We start from the raw sequence: 23,084 nt of genomic DNA, 5'->3' as shown, positions 1-23,084 counted from the left end.
GTCTTGTACCGATGACGCGACGACGCGGTTGGTCCGGTCGCCGCCTCAGTCGTCGGCGTTGTCGCCGCTGTCGTCGCGTTTCAGGACGAGATCTCCGTCGTCCGGATCGGCCACCTCGGTCGTCGAATCGTCGTACTCGAGCATCTGCCCGGCACTCGAGTCGTTGTCGGCTGTGCCTGATCGGTCACCATCTGTGGCTGCACTGTCCTCGCTGACATCGAAGGCCTCGAGTGAGGTGCTCAAGTCGTCGGCCATATCGGTCAGGGAGTTGGCACCGGCGGCGACGTCGGAGACGGTCGCGGCCTGTTCTTCGGCGGCTGCGGCGACGGTCTCGGTTTCGCTTTTGGTTTCCTCGCTTATCTCGGTGACTTCGTCGACCATGGTGACGACGCGCTCGTTTGCGCGGGCCTGCTCGCCGGTCGCCTCGTTGATCGACTGGACACCGGCGTTTGCCTCTTCGACCTGTTCGGTAATGGCGTCGATCGCTTCGATGCCATCGTCGACGACGTCTGCGCCTTCGTCGACCTGCTCGCGCATGCGTTCGATTTCATCGACGGTTTCGTCGACCGCGGCTTCGACGTTGGTGATCAGGTCATCGACCTCCTGGGTTGCGTCGCCCGTCTCTTCGGCCAGCGATTTGACCTCGCTCGCGACGACCGCAAAGCCGTCACCTTCTTCGCCAGCGCTTGCCGCCTCGATAGAGGCATTGAGCGCGAGCAGGTTCGTCTGATCCGCAATGTCGTCGATGAGGTCGACAATTTCGCGAATCTCGCCCATCTCCGAATCGAGTTGCTCGACCTGCGTCGTGATCGCTTCCGCACGCTCTTCGAGATGGTCCATTTCAGTGCGAATTTCACCGGTTGCCTCGCCAGCCGCATCGGCGCGGTCGGCAGCGGTCTCGGAGACACTTGCCACGTCGTCGGCGGTAGAGGCAATCTCTTCGACGGTTGCAGAGAGATCGTTCATCTCGCCGTAGACGTTCTGGAAGCGGTCGCTCTGTTCTGCGGTTGCTGTTGCAATCTCTTCGGCGGAGCGGCTCACGTCGTTACTCGCCGTTTCAATCTCTGCGACCTGACCCGTGACCTGGCCGCTGATCTGATCGACGTCGTCTGCAAGATCCTGAATGTCGATGATCGTGCGCTCGAGATCCTCGAGCATGCCGTTAAAGGCGGTTGCAATCTCTGCAAGCGCCTCGTTGTCGACGTCGTCGTCGAGTCGCTGCGTGAAGTCGCCGTCTGCAGCCTCGCTCATCACGTCAGCGAACTCGGCGGCAGTCATCTCAAGGCGCTCGGCGAGGGCTTCGGCTTCCTCTCGAGCAGCTGCGGCTTCGTCTTTCGACGCCTCCGCTTCGGCTTTCGAGGCCTCAATATCCTCGATGTAGGTCTCGAGGTCGGTTTGCATCCGATCGAGCGAGTTCCCGAGTCGGCCCGGTACGTCTTCGTCGAGTGCGTCGTCGTTGAACTCCTGGCGAGCAATCGCATCTGCCTGATTCGCCGCGGTCTCGAGGTAGGTCTGAATCGAGGCAAACGAGCCCCGGACTTGTCCAACCTCGTCGATGCGGCCGTCGTCGTCGATTTCGATATCGGAGTCGCCGTTTGACAGTCGATCGGCGTCGTCAGCGAGGCTGTCAAGGGCGTGTGCTGTCGAGCGCCCAATCGTTGCTCCGATGATGAGGAATCCAAACAGTGCAATGGCGATGACCGCTCCCAAGGACTCGACGACGTCATCGACGAGCGCGTACGTGCTCGACTGTGGCGCGTGCGTGACGAGCGCCCAGTCAGTGTTTGGGATCTGTGCCGCAGCGACGACTTCGTCTGTGTCGTCGAGATCGATCACTGTTGACCCATCGAGTCCGCCCTCGAGGACGGCATCGCTTTCGGCGTGTTCGTACTCAGAGAGCAGGTGATCGCGGTCATCGGCGAACATCATCTCATGGCTGCCGCCGTCGACGACGGTAGTTTGTCCACCCTCGGCATGGTTTCTGAAGTAGTTAGATCGATCTTCGATCGAGTTGACGATCATGACCGCGTGATCCGTGCCATCGACGGGGCTGAAGAGCGCAATCGACATTTCACCGTTGTACTCGAAGGTATCCGAGTACGTCGAATCGACCTGTGAAATGTAGATGTTTTCGTACTCGAACTCCGAGACCGAGTACTCGTCGTTGATAACGTGGAGGTTGAGACCGAACTCGGTGACATCCGTCTCGACCATATCGCTATCCGTACTCACATCGATCGTATCTGACTCTAAATCGACGTAGTGGATGTCCTGAACGGTGCTCCCCATCTCATGATATCTGTTGTTGAGTCCCGTCCTAATTTCGTGATCTGTCCCGTTGGTATATGGAATATCACCGTCATTTGCGAGGACCTCGGCTTCCTGTGTCTCAAGATACATCCAGTCGCCGATCTCCTGGGCTTCAACTTCCGCCGTCAGCTCCAGTTCGTTCTGTGCGTTATCCGAAATCTGATTCGAGATATCGATGTAGGAAAAGCCTGCAACGGCGAGTGTGGCAACCAACACCAGCGCGATCACGAGTCCGAACTTTGCCACGTAACTCCGTCGAATCCGATCCGGCAGCACAACCCCCCAGATCCCCGCTGTCGAATTTGTGACTCGAGAGCGAGCCGTCGATGCACCTTCTGTGGCTCGAGTAGTGTACGTGGTGAGCCTCTCTGGCACCAGCCCACTGAGCCGCTCCCTGGCAGAATCCGGTATAAGCCGGTCTCTCAGCGACATTTTCGTAAATGTTCGTCCATTACATAAAAGCAGTTGTGGCCATCTCAATGCGTTGTCCGGACGCCAGCCAGTAACCATCTGCCGACCCGATCGATACTGAAACCTTCTTGAGTGATCGTCACGCGGATTCGAGTATGCACGACGGCGACCGCAACGCTGTGGGGTGGCGCGCGTGACCAGCGTCAAAGAGTTCCGAATCGAGCGCGAGGCGACGGCTGACAGCCTCGGGGCGGGTTCGTTCGTCTTTACGGACGATTACTCCGTCTTCGACTGGGGCAAAATGCCCGATCAGATTCCCGAGAAGGGAGCCAGCCTCTGTACGATGGGCGCGTTCAACTTCGAACTGCTCGAGGCCGAAGGCGTGCCCACGCACTACCGCGGCGTCGTCGACCATAGCGGCGACTCCGACTCGATCGTCTCACTCGAGGATGCCTCGAGTCCACCCTGGGAGATGGCCATCGAACTGACGCAGGTTCCGGATCTCCCAAACGAAGGGCGAGAGTACGATTACGACCACTACCACGAGGCCGCCGGCGAGAACTACCTCATCCCGCTCGAGATCGTCTTCCGAAATCGCGTCCCGATCGGCTCGAGTCTGCGTAGTCGAACGGAACCCGAAGATCACGGCCTCGCGTACGACTCCTGGCCCGACGAACCAGTCGACCTCGACGCACCAATCGTCGAGTTCTCGACCAAGTACGAGGAGGGTGATCGCTATCTCGAAGCCACAGAAGCCGACCAGATCGCTGGCCGCGCCTCGCTTTCCGCACTCGAGGACCTCGCACGCGACGTCAATCGGATTCTGACGGAACAGGCTGAATCGGCCGGTCTCGACCACCAGGACGGCAAAATTGAGTGCCTGTACTACGACGGCGAAATCCGTGTCGCTGATGTCGTCGGGACGTTCGACGAGAATCGCTTCAGCTACGAAGGCAGTCAGCTCTCAAAGGAAGTCCTTCGTCAGTACCATAAACGAACCCAACCCGAGTGGGTGCAAGCCGTCGAAGCCGCCAAAGCCGAGGCGAAACAGGAGAACGTCGCTGACTGGAAATCCCTCTGTACCGTCGATCCCGAACCGCTCGAGGACACCGTTCTCGAGACGGCTCGCAATCTGTACTGTGCGGGAACCAACGCCTACACCGGCCACGACGTGTTCGAGGCTCCGCCGCTCTCGAGTGCAATCGGTGCGGTCCAGCGATTATAAACTGGCGCTCGAGGCAGCCGGCAACGAGCACTGTTGATATTCGTGGGTCGATTGTATGGGGTATGATACCTGTGTTCACTGCGCGTCAACACAGTAACTCTCATATCGCCAGCGTTGCCAGAATCGAATGACAGCCAATGACCGCCGGCATTGCTAGTGTCCTCGGAGTAAGTATCGTTGCGGTGGGTCTGATCACGACAGTCACCATCGCTACAAGCGTCGCTGTCGCAGCGATCGTCCTTGCGATGGTTGGACTTGCCGTCCAGTCACATGTTTCCTCGAGTACGACCAGTGTGGCCTCGAGCAGTGCGAACGCGCCCGAACCGGGCGCTGAACCAAGCGACGACTAAGCGCGCTGTTGTCGTCTCGTTCGCGTCGTCTCTCGTCTTTTTTAAAAATAGTGTCGTGAGACACAGTCATGCGGTGTCGCTATCGCGGCGACACACAGCACCGTCGCCTTACTGCCACTCCTCGAGTGACGCGGCTGCCTGCTCAGGTACCGAGAGCCAGGCATCGTCACGGGCGATGTTGGCAATGACGAGCCGTGGCCGTCCGTCTGCGTCGTCGACTGCTGCAACCACCTCGTGGCTCTCTGTCGACGGTTCCCCGACTGACTCTGTCTCGGGCGTCATGTTTGGATATGTAACGTACTCGCCTATGAATGTTCTGGAATCGGCGCAATCAGTTGTGAAACGTAGCTCGTCTCGGCGAAAATGATTGAACAAGTCGGACTATAATGGTCTTTTTGGTAGACGGCTGCGAACTGATTCCTCGTTCGAGTCGCTAATCGAGAACTTATTTCTCCTGTGTGTGGTGAAAATTAATGCTGATAGCGACTTATTGTCTTCCAGCCAAGTGATTTACTCGTCAGCGACTGCGTTTCCAATACCGTCAACCGGGCGATCTGGGGTGACGTCGTCGATCTCTGCAGGAAGTCCAAGCTGGTACTGCTCACCGTTCTCTCGGACCGAGGTTCGTCCACGGTGAACTGAGACGTCGCCGTTTAGGTGGAGTTTGACAGCCTCGAGCAACGCATCGGCCTCGAGTGGCTGGCCCCGGTTTTTCATCGTGTCGGCGTCTGCATCGTCGGGGACGTCGAATGCGCGCTGGGTAATGATTGGCCCCTGATCGAGGTCGGTTGTCACGTAGTGGGCGGTGACGCCAGCGACGCGGACGCCTTCCTCGATGGCCTGGCGATAGGCCTCTGCGCCGGGGAACGCCGGCAACAGCGAGGGGTGGACGTTGATAATCCGGTCTTCGTATCGGAAGACAACGTTCGGGCTGAGAATCCGCATATACCGCGCGAGGACGATCAGGTCGGCGTTGTACTCCGCAAGCACCTCAAGGAGTTCGTCTTCGTTTTGCTGGCCGCTCTCGGTGCCGATATCGTGAAACGGCACGTCGTAGTGATTTGCAAGCGGCTCGAGGTCGTCGTGGTTACCGATGACCACGCTGATGTCCGCGCCGAGGTCGTCGTTGGCCCAGGCCTCGAACAGTGCCTCGAGGCAGTGGCTCTCTTTGGTGACGAGAACGGCGATCTGCTGGTTCTCGCGGTCGGCGGGGAACCGGACCTGCACGTCAAGTCCGAGGTCATCGCCGAGTTCGTGGAGGTCTTCCCGGAGTTTCTCCTCGGTCGTGACCATTTCCGAGGTGTCGACAGCGAGATACATCCGGAAGACGCCGTCGCGAACCGCCTGATCGAGGTCTTCAATGTTGATCCCGCGCTCGAACAGCAGGCTCGTCACGTTCGCAATCAGCCCGGTGTCGTCCTCTCCGATCACCGTGATTTCGGTCACATCAGTCGTCATCGAGACCACCTCCGCTCGAGCGTCCGTCGGTTCATCACCTCGTTCTCAGACCGTGTGCGGCTAAAAGTCCTGCTTTCCGTCTCCGATTCAGAGACGTTAAACCGAGAGTATAGAATACCAAATATTGCTAACTAACGCGCCAGAGTTATTAATTAGTGGGGCAAACCAGCCCACATGACACGTTCGTTCGACCACGAAGTAGCAGTCATCGGTGCGGGTCCCGCTGGCATCGGCACTGGCGTTGCCCTCGAGCGACTCGACCTCGAGTACACCGTTCTCGAGCGCGACTGTATCGGCGCGTCCTTTCGCCAGTGGCCCGCAGAGATGCGGCTACTAACTCCCTCGTTTCCCGCGACTGCGTTCGGGACGCGCGATCTGAACGCGATCACGCCCGATACGTCCCCAGCACTCGCACTCGACTGTGAGCATCCAACCGGCGAGCAGTACGCGGACTATCTCGAGGCCATCGCCGAGTTCCACGAACTTAGCGTCGAGACAGGTATCGACGTCACCAGTGCTGTGTCTCTCGATGGTGACACTGACGGTGGCTTTCGACTCGAGACGGACGATGACTCGATCACCGCACGCTTCGTCGTCTGGGCGGCGGGCGAGTACCAGTACCCCACGACGGCAGCCGTTGCAGGCGCACAACACGGCGTTCACGTCGCGGGCGTCGACTCCTGGGAATCGTACGCGACCGCGCACGATCTCGAGGCGGATGTCGACCTCGAGTCCGACGTTGCGCCAGTCGAAACGCTGGCGGCGGGCGATGGGACTGGCGACGCCACACCACAGGCGGCGGCCGACGGCGCGGGCACAATGGCACCGGTACAGGACGATGTCATCGTCATCGGCGGCGCAGAAAGCGGCGTCGACGCCGCGCTCTCCCTCGCCGAAGCGGACTGTTCGGTTACGGTCCTCGACGATGCCGGAACCTGGCAGTTCCGCAGTCCCGACCCAAGCGAGGTGCTCTCACCGCGGACGAACGAGCGACTCGAGGCTGCACTCGACGAGGAACAGCCGATTGCGCTCGTCGCGGGGGCGCGCGCAGAACGGATCGAACGACTCGCTGATGAGGACAGTACAGAGATCGATGACGGCGGACTCGAGTACGCTGTCGTCACAACTGATGGCGCCCGATTCTGTTCGCGAGCCCCACCCGTTCTCGCAACCGGCTTCGAGGGCAGCGTCTCGCTCGTCGAGGAACTGTTCACACTCGAGGATGGCGTGCCCGAACTCACCGACCGCGACGAGTCAACGGCCACGCCCGGCCTGTTTCTCGCCGGCCCGCAGGTCGCACACAACGGCCAGGAGTTTTGTTTCATCTACAAGTATCGCCAGCGCTTCGCTGTCGTCGCCGAAACCATCGGCGAGCGACTCGGCGTCGACACTGACGCGCTCGAGGAGTACCGGGAGAACAATATGTTTCTCGAGGATCTCGAGTGTTGTGAGCCGGAGTACTGCGACTGGTGAACTACCCCTGCCTACTCAGCCGCTGACGCGGCTTCCTTGAGGCAGGGGCTTCCTGCTTCTACGACGCGACTTGCATCCACCTGATTGGACGCGGAAAAACCGCATCCGTCGGTGGACACAGCGGTTGCAGTCTCCACAGGCGTTGCTTCGGAGTGAACCACTCCTAGTTGCTTCAATCCGCGCTCCAACACATTGCACGCCGCGTTCAGGTCACGATCCATCTCAACCCCGCACGTCGGGCAGTCATGCGTTCTGACCCACACTGGCTTTCTTGTCTCCGATCCACAGTGAGCGCATTCCTTCGTCGTTCCCGCCGGGTCAACCAGTTCGACGTAGCACCCATTCTTCTCCCCATGATGCTCGAACACTGAAATCATGTCACGCCACCCGACTTCGTGCTTGTTTCGGGCGTTCCCATCCTCTTCAAGCATCCCTTTCACGTTTAGGTCTTCGAGGAACACTGCATCGTACTCAGTGGTGTAGAAGTGTGCCAACTTATGCTTGAAATCATGCTTCTTATTGCTCATCCTATCATGGACTTGCGCTACCTGTCGACGTTGCTTCTCCCAGTTATTCGACCCGCGTTGCTTCCGAGAGAGTGAACGCTGTTCACGTTCCAATCGCTCCCGGTCTTCGGTTAAGTCGAGGCAACTGACAGACCTGCCGTCTGAGTCATGAATGAAACTCAGCACGCCGAGGTCGATTCCGATGCAGTCATCCGGAGTGATGTCTTCGATACTGGGTTTCTCCGGGTCGTCTGTTTCGACGGTGAACGACGCATACCACGCGCCAGTTGGTTCTTTCTTGACGGTGAGTTGCTTCACTTCCCCGTCTGGAAGGTCGCGGTGGAGGCGGATTGGTACATCGATGTTTTCACCAGCCACTCTCTTGAGTGTGAGAACTCCACGTCCACTAGGGCCGTTGTTCTTGTCCAACTCGAAGCCCCGAATATTGTACGTGAAACTCCTGAACTCTCGTGGCGGCTTCCACCGTAACTCACCTGCATCGTACCCGTTTTTCTGCAGTTCCTGCAGACTTCGTTTGTTGTCACGGATACGCATTGTTGCCGTCTGAAGCACGGTGGAGTACACGTCGTTGAGATCGTCCCACCATTGCTTCAGTTCCGGTAATTCATCTCGTGCCATGCGGACACGTTGAGTGAGTGTTCCGGCGTTCTCCGGGATTTCTTTGAATCGTTTCAGGCGGTCGTTGTAGAGTTGTCGCACGATGTCCACGTTCTCCTCGAGCAACTTGCGTTGCTGAGTTGTCGGGAACAAGCAGAAGCGTGGACTGTACTTCATGCGACGTAACCATTATTACGACAGTATTTTATTTAAAAGTGTGGTCGGGCAGCGAGCGGGTTCTGTATCACCGCCCTACTGCGCTACTCGCTTCGCTGCGTTGCTTCTTGAGGACGGAGGCTTAGAACCCTCACCACAACGCTAAAAATTGTGCGACGCGACGCTGTGGTCAGTGACTCTCGTGGATGTGACTCCGCAGCGAGTCCGTGTCGTTGAACCCTTCGTCACAGACGGCACAGGTGTTGTGGTGCAACGCGACGTGTTGGGTGACGCCAGCGGCTGACTGAAAGTCCTCGTCGCAGGTGGAGCAGTTGTATCCCATACTAATACTCTCTATCGGGCGAACACGGCAAAAGCGTTCCTAGGAATTTCACAGCGACTGCGCTTACTTTTTAACAACGATGCGGTGTGGTTTCACACCACTTATTTGAGTTCATCCGCTCGCCGCCGCAACGACGGGTCGATTGCTGTATCCGTGGCGAGGTCGGCGAGTTCGTCGCTGGCGTTACAGGTCCCGAGACCTGCCAGCGCACGCCGTCGGAACTCGCCGTCGAGGCCACCCATCTGGACGAGGATGGCAAGGTTGGTTCGTTCGTCGCGGTCGATCATACGATCAATCGCGTCGCGTCGATGCGTGTCGGAAACGGCCGATTTCACTGCGGTCTGGAAGTGCGTGGACATTGTGTGGAAAGTGGCTGTGTGGTGGTCGCGACTACCTGGCGTCCTCGCGCGAGACGAACCCGTCGCCCCATGCTTTGATCCAGCGGTTGCGTGCCGCGTCCGCGGTGACTGCTGAGTAGATCGTACAGGAGTCCGGACGGTGATCGTGGCGCTCGAGATAGGCCTGATAGCATGGCGAGATATCGGCGGTTGGGGGGTCGCCGTCACTCTCGGCTGGACTTGAGTCGCTGTCGCGTTCGGTGTCTGTATCGTGTTCGGTCACGGCGGGGTTCTCAGTCGGCGATGCCGATTTCGTGTTGTTCGTCGTGGTCGTGATCTTCGTCTGCACTAGGCTCCTCGGCTGCGTCCGCCTCGTCTGCCTCGTCCGCCGCTTCTTCCGGCACTTCTGGCGGCTCGAATGACGGGAACCGATCCTCGTAGGTCGACCAATCCTCCTCGAGTTCGTCGTCCGTGAGCAGACAGTCCTCGAGGTCACCACGCAGCGAGTCGTGGTCCATGTCGGTGCCGATCAGGACGAGGCGGATGCCGCGGTCGCCCCAGCGGACGTGCCAGCCTGCTTTGAGGTCGGGATTTTCGTCGAGGTGTTCCTCGCGTTCGTCGGCCGGCAGCGAGTCGACCCACTGACCGGCGGGAGCGACTCGAACGGACTGGCCGGCAACGTTGACGGTAATCGCTTCGTCCATACGCCTCACGTGTCGCTTCTCGCTCGCGGTTCCACTGCTCGCATCGGGATCCTCGCCTTGCTCGGATCCGGTCGCTCCCGTTCGCGGTTCCGAGGACTCACGTTGTTCGTCCTCGTAGCTCGCAATCCAGAAATGCCCCTTCGAGCGGACGACGTTGCTCGGGAAGTCATCGAGCAAGTCTGCAAAGCGCTCGGGGTGGAACGGTCGCCGGGCCTCGAAGACGAACGAGGTGACGCCGTGTTCTTCCTCGGCGGATTCGTGTGGCTCCTGGAGCTCTTTGATCCAGCCTGCGGAGTGGCTGGCTTCCTCGAAGTCGAATCGATCGGTCTCGATGATCGTGTTGGGATCGACCCGTCCGTGTTTGGTACGGATAATCTCCGCGCGCGGCTGGAGCACCTCGAGCGTGGATTCGATTTCTGCGAGCGTCGGTTCGTCCACGAGGTCGCACTTGTTGAGTAAGAGGACGTCGCAGAACTCGACCTGTTCGACGAGCAGGTTGCCAAGGTGTTTCTCGGTGCCGTCGTCGTCGAGGATTTCGTCGGATTCCATCGCCGCGTTGAACTGGTGGGCGTCGACAACGGTGACGGTTGTATCGAGGTGACAGCCCGACAGCGGTTCGATGCCGGTCTCCTCGTAGAACTCCGTCGGATCGAGGTCGGCCTGATCGAAGCCAAGCGTCAGCGTCTGGGCGACCGGTAGCGGTTCGGCGACGCCGGTTGACTCGACGACGAGAGCGTCGAATTTGCGGTCAGCGGCGGTGAGTTCGCCGATTGCATCGAGCAGGTCGCCTCGGAGTTCACAGCAGATACAGCCGTTCGAGAGTTCGATTAGCTCCTCGTCCTCGTCAGTAATATCCGAGGATTCGGCGACGCGATCCGCATCGACGTTGACCTCGCCCATGTCGTTGACGAGCACGGCGAGATCGCGGTCGCTCTCCCGCAGGAGGTGGTTCAGAACGGTCGTTTTCCCGGCTCCGAGCGTTCCGGACAGTACCGTGACTGGTAGCGAGTCGTCGCTCATCAGTTAACAACACAACGCCCTCACTGATAGAAGTTATTATTCTAAGCGAAGATATTATTAACAACCCGCTCGAGGTGTCGAACAGCATGACACAAGAGACACTGCCCGGGTTTGGCTGCGATCTGCAGTCTCACCGCGGCTCGAGGACCAGTCCGGAGGCGATGAATGAGCGGCGGTGACACAGACCGCGTCGTTCTTATCGGCAAGGAAAGCGTTGGCAAGTCAGCACTCGCGGCCGGACTCACCGGATCGACACCGGTCACCGAGAACATCGGTGGCTCGACCGTCTCGAGTGAGGTGTACCGAAGCGACGGCCTCGAGGTGGTCGATACGCCCGGAATCACGCTCGAGGCGGACACTGAGACGACCCGTGAGGCGATGACAGCACTCGCGGAGACGGATTCCGTCGTTCTCGTCGTCCCCGCAACGGATCTGGACCAGGACCTCGCGGATCTGTTACCGCTGGTCGGCGGGAAGACTGGTGCAGTGGTCGTCACCTACTGGGACAAAATCGGCGCCGAGATCGACGCGCGGGGAGTGATTGGCGACCTCGAGTCAGAGCTGGGCGTCCCGGTGGTTCCAGTCGATGCGCGAAATCTCGCTTCCGTCGCGGCCGATGGCGGCTACGCGGCACACGAAGTCGATGCGCCCGCGGACGCGAGAGCGATTCGGCAGGCACTCCAGCACAGCGGCGAGTTGCCAGCCACCATCTCAACACAGGTCGGCTGGAAGATCGAACCGTCCGAAACGATCCTCGAGCGACCCGTTCTCGGCCCGATTGTGAGCGCGCTCATCCTGCTTGCGCCCGCGGCGGTCGCCGTCTGGTTCGCGAATACAATCGCGGGCGAACTCGATCCGCTCGTTGGCGCGGCACTCGAGCCTGCCGTCGCCTGGAGCGCGACACTTCCGGGGCCGCTCGCGGCCGTGCTGGGCGGGGACTACGGCCTGCTCGCGATGGGACCATTCCTGTTCGTCTGGGCGCTCCCGACGATGCTCATCTTCGCGCTGTTCATGGGCGCGTACAAGGCGAGTGGTCTGGTCACGCGTGTGACGACCGCGCTCCATCCCGTCATGCGCCAGGTCGGCCTGACGGGACGCGATCTCGTGCGCGTCGTGATGGGCTTTGGCTGTAACGTCCCCGCCGTGACGAGCACGCGCAGTTGCTCGGACTGTACCCGGTGTACGACCATCTCGGCGATTTCGTTCGGCTCGGCCTGTTCCTATCAGTTCCCCGCGACGCTTGCGGTCTTTGCCGCCGTCGGCATGCCGTGGCTCGTCGGCCCCTACCTCGCGATTCTCGTCGCGACGACGCTCATCTACGTCAGGCTGATCGCACCACCCACAGCGCGCACGACACATCTCGCTGTCGACCGGCGCACGTTTCTCGAGCGCCCGCGCCTGCGAGCGATCTGGCGCGAAGCGCGCACGTCACTCGCGAGCTTTCTCAAAACTGCGCTGCCCGTCTTCGCGCTCATCTGTGTCGTCGCCGCTCTGCTCGAGTACGTGGGCGCGCTCACCAGACTCGGGGGCGTCCTCGAGCCCGCAATGAGTGTCTTTGCGCTCCCGACCGAGGCTGCGTTGCCGCTCGTGCTCGCGTCGATCCGCAAGGACGGCATCGCCCTCTTTACGGCGGATTCAGCTGGCGTCGCTGCGCTCTCTCCACTCGAGGTGCTCGTCGCGGTCTACCTCGCGGGCGTCCTCCTGCCGTGTCTCGTGACGGCGATTACGGTCGCTCGAGAAGTGTCGGTCCGGTTCGTCGCGACAATGCTGGCTCGACAGGCCGCCGCAGCGGTCGGCTTTGCCCTCGTGATCGCCTGGGGTGGCCGCCTCCTGTTCTGAACTAGCCCATCGACCGTTCGAACTCGCGGTCGCGCGAGTCTGCCGAGGGCTGTCCACTCGGCTGGACGGACTCGCTTTCGCCTGCGAGATAGCGTTCAACGTCGTCGACGGTCTCCGTCTCGAGCAGGACCTCGAGTCGGCGTTCGAACTCCGAATCGGAGAGATCGCCGTCGGCGTATCGGGTTCGTAGGCGCTCGAGGGCGTCTTGTGGGTCTTCGTCCGGCGCGGTCTCCTCGTTGGCTGGGTCCGCTGACGGTTGCTGTATCGCGGCGATCATCTCCCTGAAAATATCCCCGCCGAAGACGAACGCGAAGATGGCGACGATCACCGCGACGCCGGTGTCGACAGCCGCGAGCGCGACGAACGAGAACAGCAGGCCGACGATGACGATGGCCATCGGCATCGACAGCCCAGCGGTGGTCCAGTCACTTCCCATACGTCATATTGGGCAACGAACACAAAAAGGGCTGGTATTGATCAACTCTCTGCTACTTATACTCTTACAGTCGCTCTGTATACTGTGATAGATCTTCCTCGAGTTGCTACTGATTATTAAAACGAAGATCTAAAGTAATAACGGAGCATACTGAGCGGTCATGCGCGAGTGCGTCATCGTCGGCGGCGGCATCCACGGCACCTATCTCGTCCAGCGACTGCTCGAGGAGACGCCTCTCGAGCGCTCAGACGTTCTGGTCGTCGATCCGAACGACCGATTGCTCGCCTCGTTTCGCCAGAAAGCCCGCGCCTGTGAGATGAACGCGTTGCGCTCGACGTTCGTTCACCACATCGGTACCGAACCGTTCGGACTCGAGGACTTTGCAGAGGCGCGCGGGCGCGAAGACGAGTTACTTTCGCGGCCGAAATACCCGCGCCGCCCGTCGCTGTCGCTGTTTCTCGACTACACCGACTACGTCATCGAGCGCAACGACCTCGCTTCGCTCCATCGACAGGCCGCGGTCACGTCGATTCGTCGCTGTGACAGCTCCAGTGAAACGCAGTCGCTCGTCCTCGAGACCGACGCAGGCGAGACGATCACCACTCGGACGTGCGTCCTGGCAATGGGCCACGGCGGCCGGTATCAGCGCCCGTCCTGGGCGGACGGAATTGGAGAAATCGAACACGTCTGGGACGACTCGTTCGACCCTGAAACGCCCGCGGGCGACGCCATCGTCGTCGGTGGCGGAATCACCGCCGCACAGGTCGCACTCTGTCTTGCTGATCGCGTGCCGGACGATGCCGACGACGCTGACGCCGCCGCCGTTACCCTGCTCTCGAGACACGACCTCGAGACGGCGGCAATCGAGGCCGATCCGCGCTGGATCAACTGGAATCACGTCGAGCGCCACCTGCACCGCCATCCGCCCGGGTCGCAGGCCCGCGCCGATGTACTCCGCGAGGCGCGCAACGACGCGACGATTCCACCGACGCTGTTCGACCGCCTCGAGTCCGTCGCAGAATCGGAGACGCTGTCCATCCGCCACGGCGACGTTCGGAGTGCCCGTCAGGTCGATGGTCGTGTTCGACTGGTACTCGAGAACGGCGGCTGTTGCAGCGCCGAGCGGGTCGTTCTTGCCACCGGTTTCGCGCCCGTCTTTTCCCATCCGTTCGTCGAACAGGTCGCCGTCGAACTCGACCTCGAGTGTGGCTATCGCGGGATGCCGCTCCTGTCCGATGAGACGCTTGCGTGGCAACGGGCGGATGACGAACCAAGTCACGTCTTCGTCTCCGGGGCACTGGCAGCAGGTACCGTTGGCCCGCTTGCGGGCAACATTGCTGGCGCACGCCGGGCCGCTGACCGTCTGAGTGTGGGCATCGAGTCCATCGCCGACGCAACCCGTCTCGCCGCGTAACGCGAGATCCGCATCGTTTTATTCGCGTGTTCGGTATTGGGGTGTATGAGCACAATCGGTCCGGAACAATTCGAGGATCAACTCTCGAGCGACGACTCGCCCTACGTCCTCGATATTCGACCGCGCGAGACGTACCAGCGCGACCACATCGAGGGCAGTTATAACATTCCGGTCTACAACGACCTTCGAAATGGCGACGAGGAAGCGCTTCGAGAGGAGTTGTCGGATGTTCCGAGCGATGCAACCGTCGTCACGGTCTGTAAGGCAGGAATCGTCGCGCGCAAGGCCACGGCCGTTCTCGAGGAGGAAGGCTACGACGCGGTGACGCTTGCCGGCGGCCAGCGCCGTTGGAACGGCTACCAAAACGGCTCGCTCGGTTACCGACTGCGATCTGCCCTCAGCGGGTTGCTTCCCTGAGCGTTGCTCACTGGTGGAAAAGTATCCACGAACGTGTAACACCGAGCAAAGGCGAAAGCGTTTTTGAGCATGGTTACGGGATATCAGACAATGACCGCCTACACCGCGACGGTGACGGTTCGACTCAAACACGGCGTGCTGGACCCCGAGGCCGAGACGACGAAACAGGCCTTAGGACGCCTCGGATTCGAACTCGAGGGGCTTCGCTCGGCTGATCGCTTCGAAATCGATCTCGAGGCCGAGTCGGCAGATGCCGCCCGCGAGCGCGCCGATGAGATGGCCGAACGCCTGCTGGCGAACCCGACCATCCACGACTACGATGTGGAGGTCGACGAACGGTAGATGACCGTTGCAATCATCCGTTTCGGCGGCTCCAACTGCGACCGCGATGCTGACCGCGCACTCGCACACCTCGAGATCGACGCCGAAATCGTCTGGCACGAGGATGGCCTGCCCGAGGAGACGACAGGCATCATGCTGCCCGGTGGCTTCTCCTATGGTGACTACCTCCGCGCAGGCGCGATGGCTGCGCGCTCGCCGATTATGGCCGAGGTTCGGGAGGCAGCGGACAACGGCATCCCTGTTCTCGGCGTCTGCAACGGCGCGCAGGTCGGTTGTGAGTCTGGTCTGACTGAGGGCGCGTTCACGACCAACGAGAGCGCACGCTTCCAGTGTGAACACGTCTACCTGCGCGTCGAGCGCGCGGATACGCCTTGGACTGGCGCCTACGACGAAGGCGAGGTCATCGAGGTACCGATCGCTCACGGTGAAGGGCGCTACGAGATCCGTGACGAGCGACTCGCAGAACTCGAGGACGAGAATCGGATTTTGTTTCGCTATTGTGACGCCGAGGGCGAGACCGGCACCGAGGTCAATCCCAACGGCTCGAAACACAATGTTGCGGGTGTCCTCGGCGACGACGACCACGTTGCCGTGTTGATGCCTCACCCCGAGCGCGCGACGTTGCCAGACGTTGGCGCGACGGACGGTCAGGGCGTCCTCCGCGGGTTCGAAACTGCTGGCAGTCTCGAGTAACTCGCAGAGCGGCGCTGTATCAGCCGCCGATGTCGGGTCGGCCGGTACACTTATTCCAGTCCTCCAGCGACCAGTAGGTATACTGCTCGCAACTCCAGTGGCTAGTCTCGTGTGGGCAACTGGTACGTGCGGCCCTCCCGGGACGGAGACTGCTGACAATTATGAACTGTGTCGTCTACGCTGATCGCGCCCCGTCTGACGACCTCATCGCCGCGTTCGTAGCAGCAGGTTTCGAGCCGATTACTGCCGAGACGATCAGCGAGTGTCACTCGATCCACGAGCGCGAACCAACTCGCCTCGCCTGCGTCGTTGCGACTGACTCACTAGCTGATGGCTCTTGTATCGATTTGTGTCGTCAGTTCGACGGAGCGTCCGTCCCAGTTATCGTCTGTCCGGTTGACGGAAGCGAAGCACTTGCTGGCCGACTGCTCGCGGCCGGTGCCGACGGATACGTCCCGCGCTCACAGGCGCCTGAGACGCTTCTTAAGCGCATTCGAGATGTCTCAACACAGCAGCAGCGGTCACTCGTCGGACCTGGCGTCGACGGCGAGAGTCACGACAGCGCAGGTAACGAGGCCGACTCACCGGCGTCCGCAGACCCCATATCGGACGATACCTTCTTACTTGAGTCACAGTCACACGACTCGCTCGAGTCGCTGCTTGAGTCGACGGATGCTGACGTTTCACTCTCGTTCACACAGGGTGAGACGACGGATCGAGAGCGGGCAGGGACGATCGTGGAAGTCGTTGGCGAGAGCGTGTACTCGTTGGATGAGGCGGGGCGATTCGTTACCGTCAACGGGACGCTGATGGCTGTCACCGGCTACACTCGAGACGAACTGGTTGGCGAGCATATCTCGAAGATTCTCTCCGACGCGAGTGTCGAGCGACGACACAAACGCATTCGGGCACTTGCTTCCGCACGTGGCCAGCCCGACGATGCTGTCGCAACGTACGAAGTCACGCTCGAGACGCGGACTGGCCGCCAACTCCCCTGCGAGATCAATGCGGCGTTGCTCGGGACCACGGGGAACGACGAGGATGAGATGAGTGCAGATGTGAGTGGAGACCGGGGAACAGTCGGCATCATCCGGGATATCAGCGACCGCAAGCAGATGAAACGCGAGTTGCTCGCTCACGAGGACAAAATCGCGAGTTTGCACGAGGTGGCCTCGCAGCTCGACGACTGCGAGACGCGCGAGGAAATTTATGACCTGACTGTGACGGCCGCCGAAGAAGTACTCCAGTTCGATGTCTGCGTCGTCGATATGGTCGAAGAGTCGATGCTGGTCAAAAAGGCAGTTTCGACTGGCGTCGACGTGGAGGTCACACAGAAGATGTCTGTCGACAAAGGAATCGCTGGGAAAACCTATCGAACGGGCAAGACGCACCGCGTTGACGACCTCGCGGCCAATCCGATCGCACAGACCGAGGACGACGAGTACCAGTCTGTGCTGAGCGTGCCAATCGGCGATCACGGCATCTTTCAGGCGGCCTCATCCGAACTCGCTGCGTTCGATCATAACGACGAGGAACTCGCGGAACTGTTACTTTCACACGTCACCGACGCGCTCGAGCGATTCGATTTCGAAGCGGAGCTCCGTGCTGAGCGGGACCGATTCGCTGCGCTGTTCGAGAACGTTCCCGACGCGGCGGTCAGCACGCGCCAACGTGATGCGACGTCGACGCCAATTATCGAAGCTGTCAATCCTGCCTTCGAGGAACTGTTTGGCTACGACGAGGACGAACTGCTCGGAAAACCGCTCGATACGTTCATCGTTCCGCCCGAGCAAAACGCCGAGGCAGCGACGATCAACCAGCAAAGCAGCCAGGGCTCGGTCGTCGAAACCGAGGTTCAACGCCGCACCGCTGATGGCATTCGCGACTTCATGATGCGGGTGGTCCCCATCGAAACTGGCGACGAGGTCGGTCGGTCAGTGGGTCTCTACACCGACATTACGGACCGCAAGCGCCGACGCAAGCGCCTCGAGATTCTCAATCGAGTCCTTCGTCACGACCTCCGAAACGGGATGAACATCATCAACGGCTGTGCGGAGGTCGTTGCTGACACTGCCGAGGGTGAAACCGCCGACTACGCGTCGGTGATTCAGGAACGAGCGAACGAACTCATTGAACTCGCGGAAAAGACTCGTGCGGTTGAACGCACGCTCGAGCGCGACGGCTCGATGACGGCCGTTGTTGACGTGGCTGCGGCTGCTGAGCGAGCGGCAGATGCATTTGCGTATGCCGTTGACACGGACAGCGAAATCGACTGCGACCTCACAATATCGCTTCCCGACCAGTGTTTTGTGCGAGCAAATCACTACCTCGAGACGGCGATTTCGGAGGTTCTCGAGAACACGCTCGAGCATAGCGACACCACCTCGCTGGCGGTTGACATCCAACTGTCGCCAAAGCCGGATTCTGACGGATTTGTGACGCTGTCGATCAGTGATACAGGTCCTGGGATTCCGACCGAGGAACGCCAGTTACTGCAGGAGGAACGCGAGATCACGCAGTTGCGCCACGCCAGCGGTCTTGGACTCTGGCTGGTCAACTGGGCCGTCGCCCAATCCGGCGGACGGCTCACGTTTACCGACAATCAGCCCCGAGGGACGACTGTCACGTTACACTTGCCTCGAGCCGACACGCAGGCGATTCAGTACGTGACCGAAGGCGCTGCCGACGACTAATCGGTCTGTAATGGTGTGGGTCCCGCTTGCTGGCCGACACTTGGCTGTGAAGACTAGAACGTTGCTTTTGGGAGTGTTGCTGAGAAGTGCGCTGAGGCTGTGTTCCTCATACCAATCGCTATTGCCCGCTCGAGTTACCGGGAAATGGCCAGAAACCATACTATCGGGTACCCGTGATTTGAACTCGAGACCCGTCTCGAGGGTGTACACGTGTCCGAACTAGGTCCAGAGACAAACGCAGAGCCGATTGCAGTCGGTATCGCAGAGTACGCGCTTTCGACGGACGAGCGACCGCTTCGGACCAGCGGCGTTGGCTCGTGTGGCGTTGTGGCCGTTTATGACGAAGCAAGCGGCGTCAGTGGCCTGCTACACTTTATGTTGCCGTCTGCGACGGACTCTGACGAGGTGTTCCCACCTGCGAAGTTCGCTGATACTGGCATTCAAAAGTTGCTCTCGGCGATCGACGCCTACGGCAGCGAGCCAACTCGAGTGTGGGCGAAACTGTCTGGTGGGGCGCGGATGATTCCGTTTGATCGACTCGAGGAATCGATCGGTGAGCAGAACGTAACGGCCGCGCGGACGGCGCTTGCGGCCCAGGACGTGCGGATTCGCGGGATGGACGTGGGTGGCGAGACGGGGCGGCGGGTGACGTTCGTGCCGCGGACTGGCGAGTTAGTGGTGACAACGGCAGATGGGGAGACGCGCAGAAAGTAATCGAGTCAGGTACTCGTTGCCGGATGGAAGCCGTCTATCGAGTCAGCGGCTGGTTGAAACTCCGTTCGCGCTCCATGACGACCTCCCAGGTGCGCTCGCATTCACAAGAGACCTGCTCGAAGACGGTGGGGTCCTGTCGCAGCCCGAAGTCCTTGATCGCCTTTTGGACGAGATCATCGCACTCCTGGCAGTTGTGCGGGCCACGGTCGGAGCCGTGTCCAACGGGGTCGGAGACGACGATGGCGTCGATGTCTGCGGTCTCCTCGAGGACGTGTGCGACCGACCAGAGCCACGGTGGCCGGTAGCCGTCGTTGAAGTAGAGTTCGTCGACCATCGTGTAGCGCTGGACGTTACACGGGTTCATCGAGACGGTGTGACAGCCGGAGACGTCGGCACAGCGCTCGATTGAGGAGATCATGTCTGCAACGGCCTCCGATTCCGTGAGGAACGGCGGCTTCATCAGGAGGTAGGCTTTGATGCCCGCGTCAGCCTCGCTGCCAGCGTCGTCGTCTGCGACGGCTGCCTCGGCGCAGGCGTCTTCGAAGTCTTCGAAGTCGAAGTACTTGTTCACGCAGTCGTGGCGAACGCGGTCAGTCGCCGTCTCGAGGCCGATGGCGATGTCTGTGTCGATGCCGTACTGGGTGAAGTCGCCGATTTTCTCGCGGTCGACGAAGTCGGGGAGGGACTCGAGGACGATGCGCTCGCGCTCGGCGAACGTCTCGGCGATTGCGCGCCGGCTCTTGGCGTCGACTTCGCGTTCGTCGAGGAACGAGCCGGAGGTGTAGATTTTGATGAGTTCGGCGGGTTCGTCCGCGTTTTCTGCCTCGTGCTCGAGGCAGATGTCGATCTGGTTCATCAGCGCCTCGTGGGAGACGGAGCCGCCGTCGACGCTTTCGGCGACGTAGCCACACATCGTACAGCCGCCGGCGCGGGCCCAGCGACAGCCGCCGGTGTTCAGAATAATCGTCAGACTCGTCTTGACCCCAGTTGGGGTGTTGTCCTCGTCGAGCCAGACGCGGGTCGGCTCGTGGGGATCGTAACTGGCCTCCTTGCGCGAACGGATCTCGCGCATCACTTGGTTGTGGGCGTCCATGCCCTTGCCCTGCTCGTAGACGTCGGGCGTGGGTTTACTCATTAGCAGGGGAAAGCGGGCCAGCACCTAAAGCGCCTTCGTTGCCGCGAGCCACACCCGTTGGCTCACCCCAGTCGGATCTCTTTCGTCTCGATCGCATCGCAGGTCGGACAGACGAACTGGTATTGCACGCGCCCGCCTGTAGTGGTCACGCGCCAGGCAGATTCATCGCCCTGTGCCCCACAGTGGCGACACTGTCGCTCGGTTTCGTCGAATTTGGTCCGGAGCCGTTCGAACGGTGATCGGTGGACGCTCATACACGTGCCAATGCCATGTGTGATATTAACTCTCATGGATGTGGTTCGTAATCCAACTGGTCTGACGACACCCTGCGTTCTTGAGGGTCCCGCACGTACCACACTGTATGACAAACGCCGATACTGGGGGTGACACAGTCGAGGACTCGCCCGCCACAGCCACACTCGAGCGACTCGTCGACCCCGTCATTACTGTCACGGATGGGACCGTCACCTACGCAAACGGTGCCGCCCGCGAGGCGTTCGACCTCGAAGGGACTGGAGAGCACGCGTTAGGCGACGTTCTCGAGGATTCACACGCCGTCGCAGCGGAAATCAATGAGACGACAGTTGGGACGTCGCGTCAGATCGCACTCGATGGAACGCAGTACAATGGACGGATTCACCGCGCAGAAAGCGGTGCAACGGTTGTCTTTACGTCTCGAGTGATGGCCGATTCCGCGAGTGACACAGCGACAGCCACACGTGATGGCCAGCATTCCGACCTGACACAGGATCGAGCGGTCAAAGAGCGTGCACTCGAGGAAGCGCCAGTTGGGATCACAATTTCGGATCCCGACCGGGAGGACAACCCGCTTGTGTACGTCAACGACGCGTATCAGGAGATTACGGGCTACAGCTATGACGACGTCATCGGCCGGAACTGCCGGCTCTTGCAGGGCGAGGACTCCGATCCCGACGCAATCGCCGAAATGGCTGTTGCTATCGCCGAGGAACGGCCGGTAACTGTCGAACTGAAAAACTACCGCAAGGACGGCACTGAGTTCTGGAACGAAGTCACCATCGCGCCGGTCCGGGATGCTGCCGGAACGGTCACTCACTACGTCGGCTTCCAGAACGATATCTCCGCACGCAAGGAAGCCGAACTCGCCCTCGAAGATCGCACTGCGGAACTCGAGTACCTCCTTGAGCGCGTCGAAGGTCTCGTTCAGGATGTCACCGCGGCCGTCGCGGGTGCCGCCGATCGGTCGACGCTCGAGCGAGCGGTCTGTGATCGGATCGCGGCGGAGGCAGCCTACGATGACGTCTGGATCGGCGAACGAAATCCCGCCACCGGAACGATCGACGTCCGAGCTGGTGCCGGTTCAACACCAGAATCGATCGCAGTCGATGCGGCCCATCCGGCAGCCGAGGCGCTCGAAACGGGCGAGATCGCCCGCAAAACGGTCGCCACCGATGCTGATGCGTCGACAGCCGAGCCGACGCACGCAGCGTATCCGCTGATGTACAACGAGATCGAGTACGGCGTCCTCAGCGTTCGTGCCGTCTCTGGGCAGGATATAGGCGACCGTGAGGCCGTGATTTTTTCCGCACTCGCTCGAGCCATCGCAAGCGGGATCAACGCTCGCGAGACCAGCCGCGTGCTCACGACCGACGCTGTCGTCGCCATCGACCTCGAGGTAACGGATTCTGCTGTTGCACCCATTGCACTCTCTGCAAGCGCTGACTGTCGACTCGAGTATCGCCGATCGGTCCACCAACCTGGATCAGGTGACCTCAGTGACGGGGACACAGCGACCCTATTTACCGTTTCGGGAGCCAGTGCGGACACACTAACCGAGGCAGCCGATTCCCTGTCGGATATCGACTGCCGTGTCGTGGTCGACCGCGAAGATGACGATGAATGCGTGGTCGAACTCTCCGGTGGGGACGACCCCGTCTCTTGGCTCTCCGAACGCGGTGTGCGCGTTACGTCGATTGACTGCGAGGACGGCCGCGCGAGGCTTTCACTCGAGATTCCACGCTCGGCGAACGTCCGCACGATCATCGACGCACTCGAGGAGCGCCATCCCGGAACCGACGTTCGCTCGTTCCAACAGCGCGACCGAAGCGGCGAGACACGCCAGGAGTTCGCCGCGCGACTCGAGGATGAGTTGACCGAGCGCCAACTCACCGTTTTACAGCGGGCCTACCTTGGCGGGTACTTCGAGTGGCCGCGTCCGGTGACGGGCGAGGACCTGGCTCAGTCGATGAACGTTTCGCGGCCGACGTTCCACGAACATCTGCGAACGGCAGAGGCGAAACTCTGTCGTGCGTTTTTCGACGGCGAGTACAACAGCGAGTAGCAGAACTAACTCATGAGTGACAGTAGCGTGGCTCGGTAGCTGCTTTCCAGATGGGTTGAACTGCTGTCACATCGGCAGCTGCAGGCCGTATGACCGCGCCTACTCGTGTGTAGCCACCGATTAGCGCTTCGAGGGTCACCAGCGTTTAATACGACGTTTGTGGTAGCAA

The 23,084-nt window shown here is 60.5% G+C and carries 22 protein-coding genes; 11 read left to right on the top strand and 11 right to left on the bottom strand.

Annotation, left to right across the window (positions count from 1 at the left end):
* Positions 1-45: 45 nt before the first annotated feature.
* Positions 46-2,556, bottom strand: a complete 2,511-nt coding sequence (locus G6M89_RS05475) for a methyl-accepting chemotaxis protein (protein WP_343162625.1) — start codon at positions 2,554-2,556, stop codon at positions 46-48.
* 358 nt (positions 2,557-2,914) lie between these two features.
* Here G6M89_RS05475 and G6M89_RS05470 point away from each other — a divergent pair, with 358 nt between their 5' ends.
* Together G6M89_RS05470 and G6M89_RS05465 are read left to right on the top strand one after the other, a co-directional pair.
* A complete protein-coding gene (locus G6M89_RS05470) occupies positions 2,915-3,946 on the top strand; it encodes a phosphoribosylaminoimidazolesuccinocarboxamide synthase (protein ID WP_165160794.1) in 1,032 nt (343 codons plus the stop codon).
* A 182-nt stretch (positions 3,947-4,128) separates the two neighbouring features.
* Positions 4,129-4,296: a hypothetical protein gene (locus tag G6M89_RS05465; protein ID WP_165160793.1), complete on the top strand. Its 168-nt coding sequence runs from the start codon at positions 4,129-4,131 to the stop codon at positions 4,294-4,296.
* Between the two features lie 108 nt (positions 4,297-4,404).
* Here the strand turns inward: G6M89_RS05465 and G6M89_RS05460 are convergent, their stop codons facing one another.
* Positions 4,405-4,578: a hypothetical protein gene (locus G6M89_RS05460; protein ID WP_165160792.1), complete on the bottom strand. Its 174-nt coding sequence runs from the start codon at positions 4,576-4,578 to the stop codon at positions 4,405-4,407.
* 228 nt (positions 4,579-4,806) lie between these two features.
* Positions 4,807-5,754: a formyltetrahydrofolate deformylase gene (locus G6M89_RS05455; RefSeq protein WP_165160791.1), complete on the bottom strand. Its 948-nt coding sequence runs from the start codon at positions 5,752-5,754 to the stop codon at positions 4,807-4,809.
* A 174-nt stretch (positions 5,755-5,928) separates the two neighbouring features.
* Here G6M89_RS05455 and G6M89_RS05450 point away from each other — a divergent pair, with 174 nt between their 5' ends.
* Positions 5,929-7,227, top strand: a complete 1,299-nt coding sequence (locus G6M89_RS05450; RefSeq protein ID WP_165160790.1) for an NAD(P)/FAD-dependent oxidoreductase — start codon at positions 5,929-5,931, stop codon at positions 7,225-7,227.
* Between the two features lie 11 nt (positions 7,228-7,238).
* Here the strand turns inward: G6M89_RS05450 and G6M89_RS05445 are convergent, their stop codons facing one another.
* From G6M89_RS05445 to G6M89_RS05425, 5 genes are all read right to left on the bottom strand, one after another.
* Entirely contained in the window at positions 7,239-8,528 is a 1,290-nt protein-coding gene (locus tag G6M89_RS05445) for an RNA-guided endonuclease TnpB family protein (protein WP_165160789.1), read from the bottom strand.
* Positions 8,529-8,697: 169 nt separating this feature from the next.
* Positions 8,698-8,850, bottom strand: coding sequence for a C2H2-type zinc finger protein (locus G6M89_RS05440; protein WP_165160788.1), 153 nt, complete (start codon positions 8,848-8,850; stop codon positions 8,698-8,700).
* A 101-nt stretch (positions 8,851-8,951) separates the two neighbouring features.
* Complete coding sequence (locus G6M89_RS05435) at positions 8,952-9,209, bottom strand: hypothetical protein (protein ID WP_165160787.1); 258 nt, start codon at positions 9,207-9,209, stop codon at positions 8,952-8,954.
* Between the two features lie 31 nt (positions 9,210-9,240).
* Positions 9,241-9,471 (bottom strand): hypothetical protein, encoded by a 231-nt coding sequence (locus G6M89_RS05430; RefSeq protein ID WP_165160786.1) that lies wholly within the window; start codon positions 9,469-9,471, stop codon positions 9,241-9,243.
* Positions 9,472-9,481: 10 nt separating this feature from the next.
* Positions 9,482-10,912: a GTP-binding protein gene (locus G6M89_RS05425; RefSeq protein WP_165160785.1), complete on the bottom strand. Its 1,431-nt coding sequence runs from the start codon at positions 10,910-10,912 to the stop codon at positions 9,482-9,484.
* A gap of 165 nt (positions 10,913-11,077) precedes the next feature.
* Between G6M89_RS05425 and G6M89_RS05420 the strand changes: the two genes are divergently transcribed.
* A complete protein-coding gene (locus G6M89_RS05420; RefSeq protein ID WP_165160784.1) occupies positions 11,078-12,751 on the top strand; it encodes a nucleoside recognition domain-containing protein in 1,674 nt (557 codons plus the stop codon).
* A 1-nt stretch (position 12,752) separates the two neighbouring features.
* On the opposite strand, the gene G6M89_RS05415 is transcribed toward G6M89_RS05420, so the two are convergent.
* Positions 12,753-13,187, bottom strand: a complete 435-nt coding sequence (locus G6M89_RS05415; RefSeq protein WP_165160783.1) for an SHOCT domain-containing protein — start codon at positions 13,185-13,187, stop codon at positions 12,753-12,755.
* Between the two features lie 160 nt (positions 13,188-13,347).
* Here G6M89_RS05415 and G6M89_RS05410 point away from each other — a divergent pair, with 160 nt between their 5' ends.
* From G6M89_RS05410 to G6M89_RS05385, 6 genes are all read left to right on the top strand, one after another.
* Positions 13,348-14,601: an FAD/NAD(P)-binding protein gene (locus tag G6M89_RS05410; RefSeq protein WP_165160782.1), complete on the top strand. Its 1,254-nt coding sequence runs from the start codon at positions 13,348-13,350 to the stop codon at positions 14,599-14,601.
* Positions 14,602-14,646: 45 nt separating this feature from the next.
* A complete protein-coding gene (locus G6M89_RS05405) occupies positions 14,647-15,018 on the top strand; it encodes a rhodanese-like domain-containing protein (protein WP_165160781.1) in 372 nt (123 codons plus the stop codon).
* 90 nt (positions 15,019-15,108) lie between these two features.
* Complete coding sequence (gene purS / locus G6M89_RS05400) at positions 15,109-15,360, top strand: phosphoribosylformylglycinamidine synthase subunit PurS (RefSeq protein ID WP_165160780.1); 252 nt, start codon at positions 15,109-15,111, stop codon at positions 15,358-15,360.
* Positions 15,361-16,053 (top strand): phosphoribosylformylglycinamidine synthase I, encoded by a 693-nt coding sequence (purQ, locus tag G6M89_RS05395; RefSeq protein ID WP_165160779.1) that lies wholly within the window; start codon positions 15,361-15,363, stop codon positions 16,051-16,053. It abuts the gene before it with no gap.
* Positions 16,054-16,214: 161 nt separating this feature from the next.
* Positions 16,215-18,746 carry a PAS domain S-box protein gene (locus G6M89_RS05390; RefSeq protein ID WP_165160778.1) on the top strand — a complete coding sequence of 844 codons (2,532 nt, stop codon included), beginning with the start codon at positions 16,215-16,217 and terminating at the stop codon, positions 18,744-18,746.
* A 210-nt stretch (positions 18,747-18,956) separates the two neighbouring features.
* Positions 18,957-19,460 (top strand): chemotaxis protein CheD, encoded by a 504-nt coding sequence (locus G6M89_RS05385; protein WP_165160777.1) that lies wholly within the window; start codon positions 18,957-18,959, stop codon positions 19,458-19,460.
* A gap of 34 nt (positions 19,461-19,494) precedes the next feature.
* Here the strand turns inward: G6M89_RS05385 and G6M89_RS05380 are convergent, their stop codons facing one another.
* Together G6M89_RS05380 and G6M89_RS05375 are read right to left on the bottom strand one after the other, a co-directional pair.
* Positions 19,495-20,595, bottom strand: a complete 1,101-nt coding sequence (locus G6M89_RS05380; RefSeq protein ID WP_165160776.1) for an archaeosine biosynthesis radical SAM protein RaSEA — start codon at positions 20,593-20,595, stop codon at positions 19,495-19,497.
* Positions 20,596-20,657: 62 nt separating this feature from the next.
* Positions 20,658-20,849: an HVO_0649 family zinc finger protein gene (locus G6M89_RS05375; RefSeq protein ID WP_165160775.1), complete on the bottom strand. Its 192-nt coding sequence runs from the start codon at positions 20,847-20,849 to the stop codon at positions 20,658-20,660.
* Between the two features lie 107 nt (positions 20,850-20,956).
* Here G6M89_RS05375 and G6M89_RS05370 point away from each other — a divergent pair, with 107 nt between their 5' ends.
* Positions 20,957-22,915 (top strand): bacterio-opsin activator domain-containing protein, encoded by a 1,959-nt coding sequence (locus G6M89_RS05370; RefSeq protein ID WP_165160774.1) that lies wholly within the window; start codon positions 20,957-20,959, stop codon positions 22,913-22,915.
* Positions 22,916-23,084: the final 169 nt, after the last annotated feature.

This window comes from Natronolimnobius sp. AArcel1 (assembly GCF_011043775.1).
Classification (GTDB): Archaea; Halobacteriota; Halobacteria; order Halobacteriales; family Natrialbaceae; genus Natronolimnobius.
This window is presented reverse-complemented; position numbering and strand designations above follow the sequence as displayed.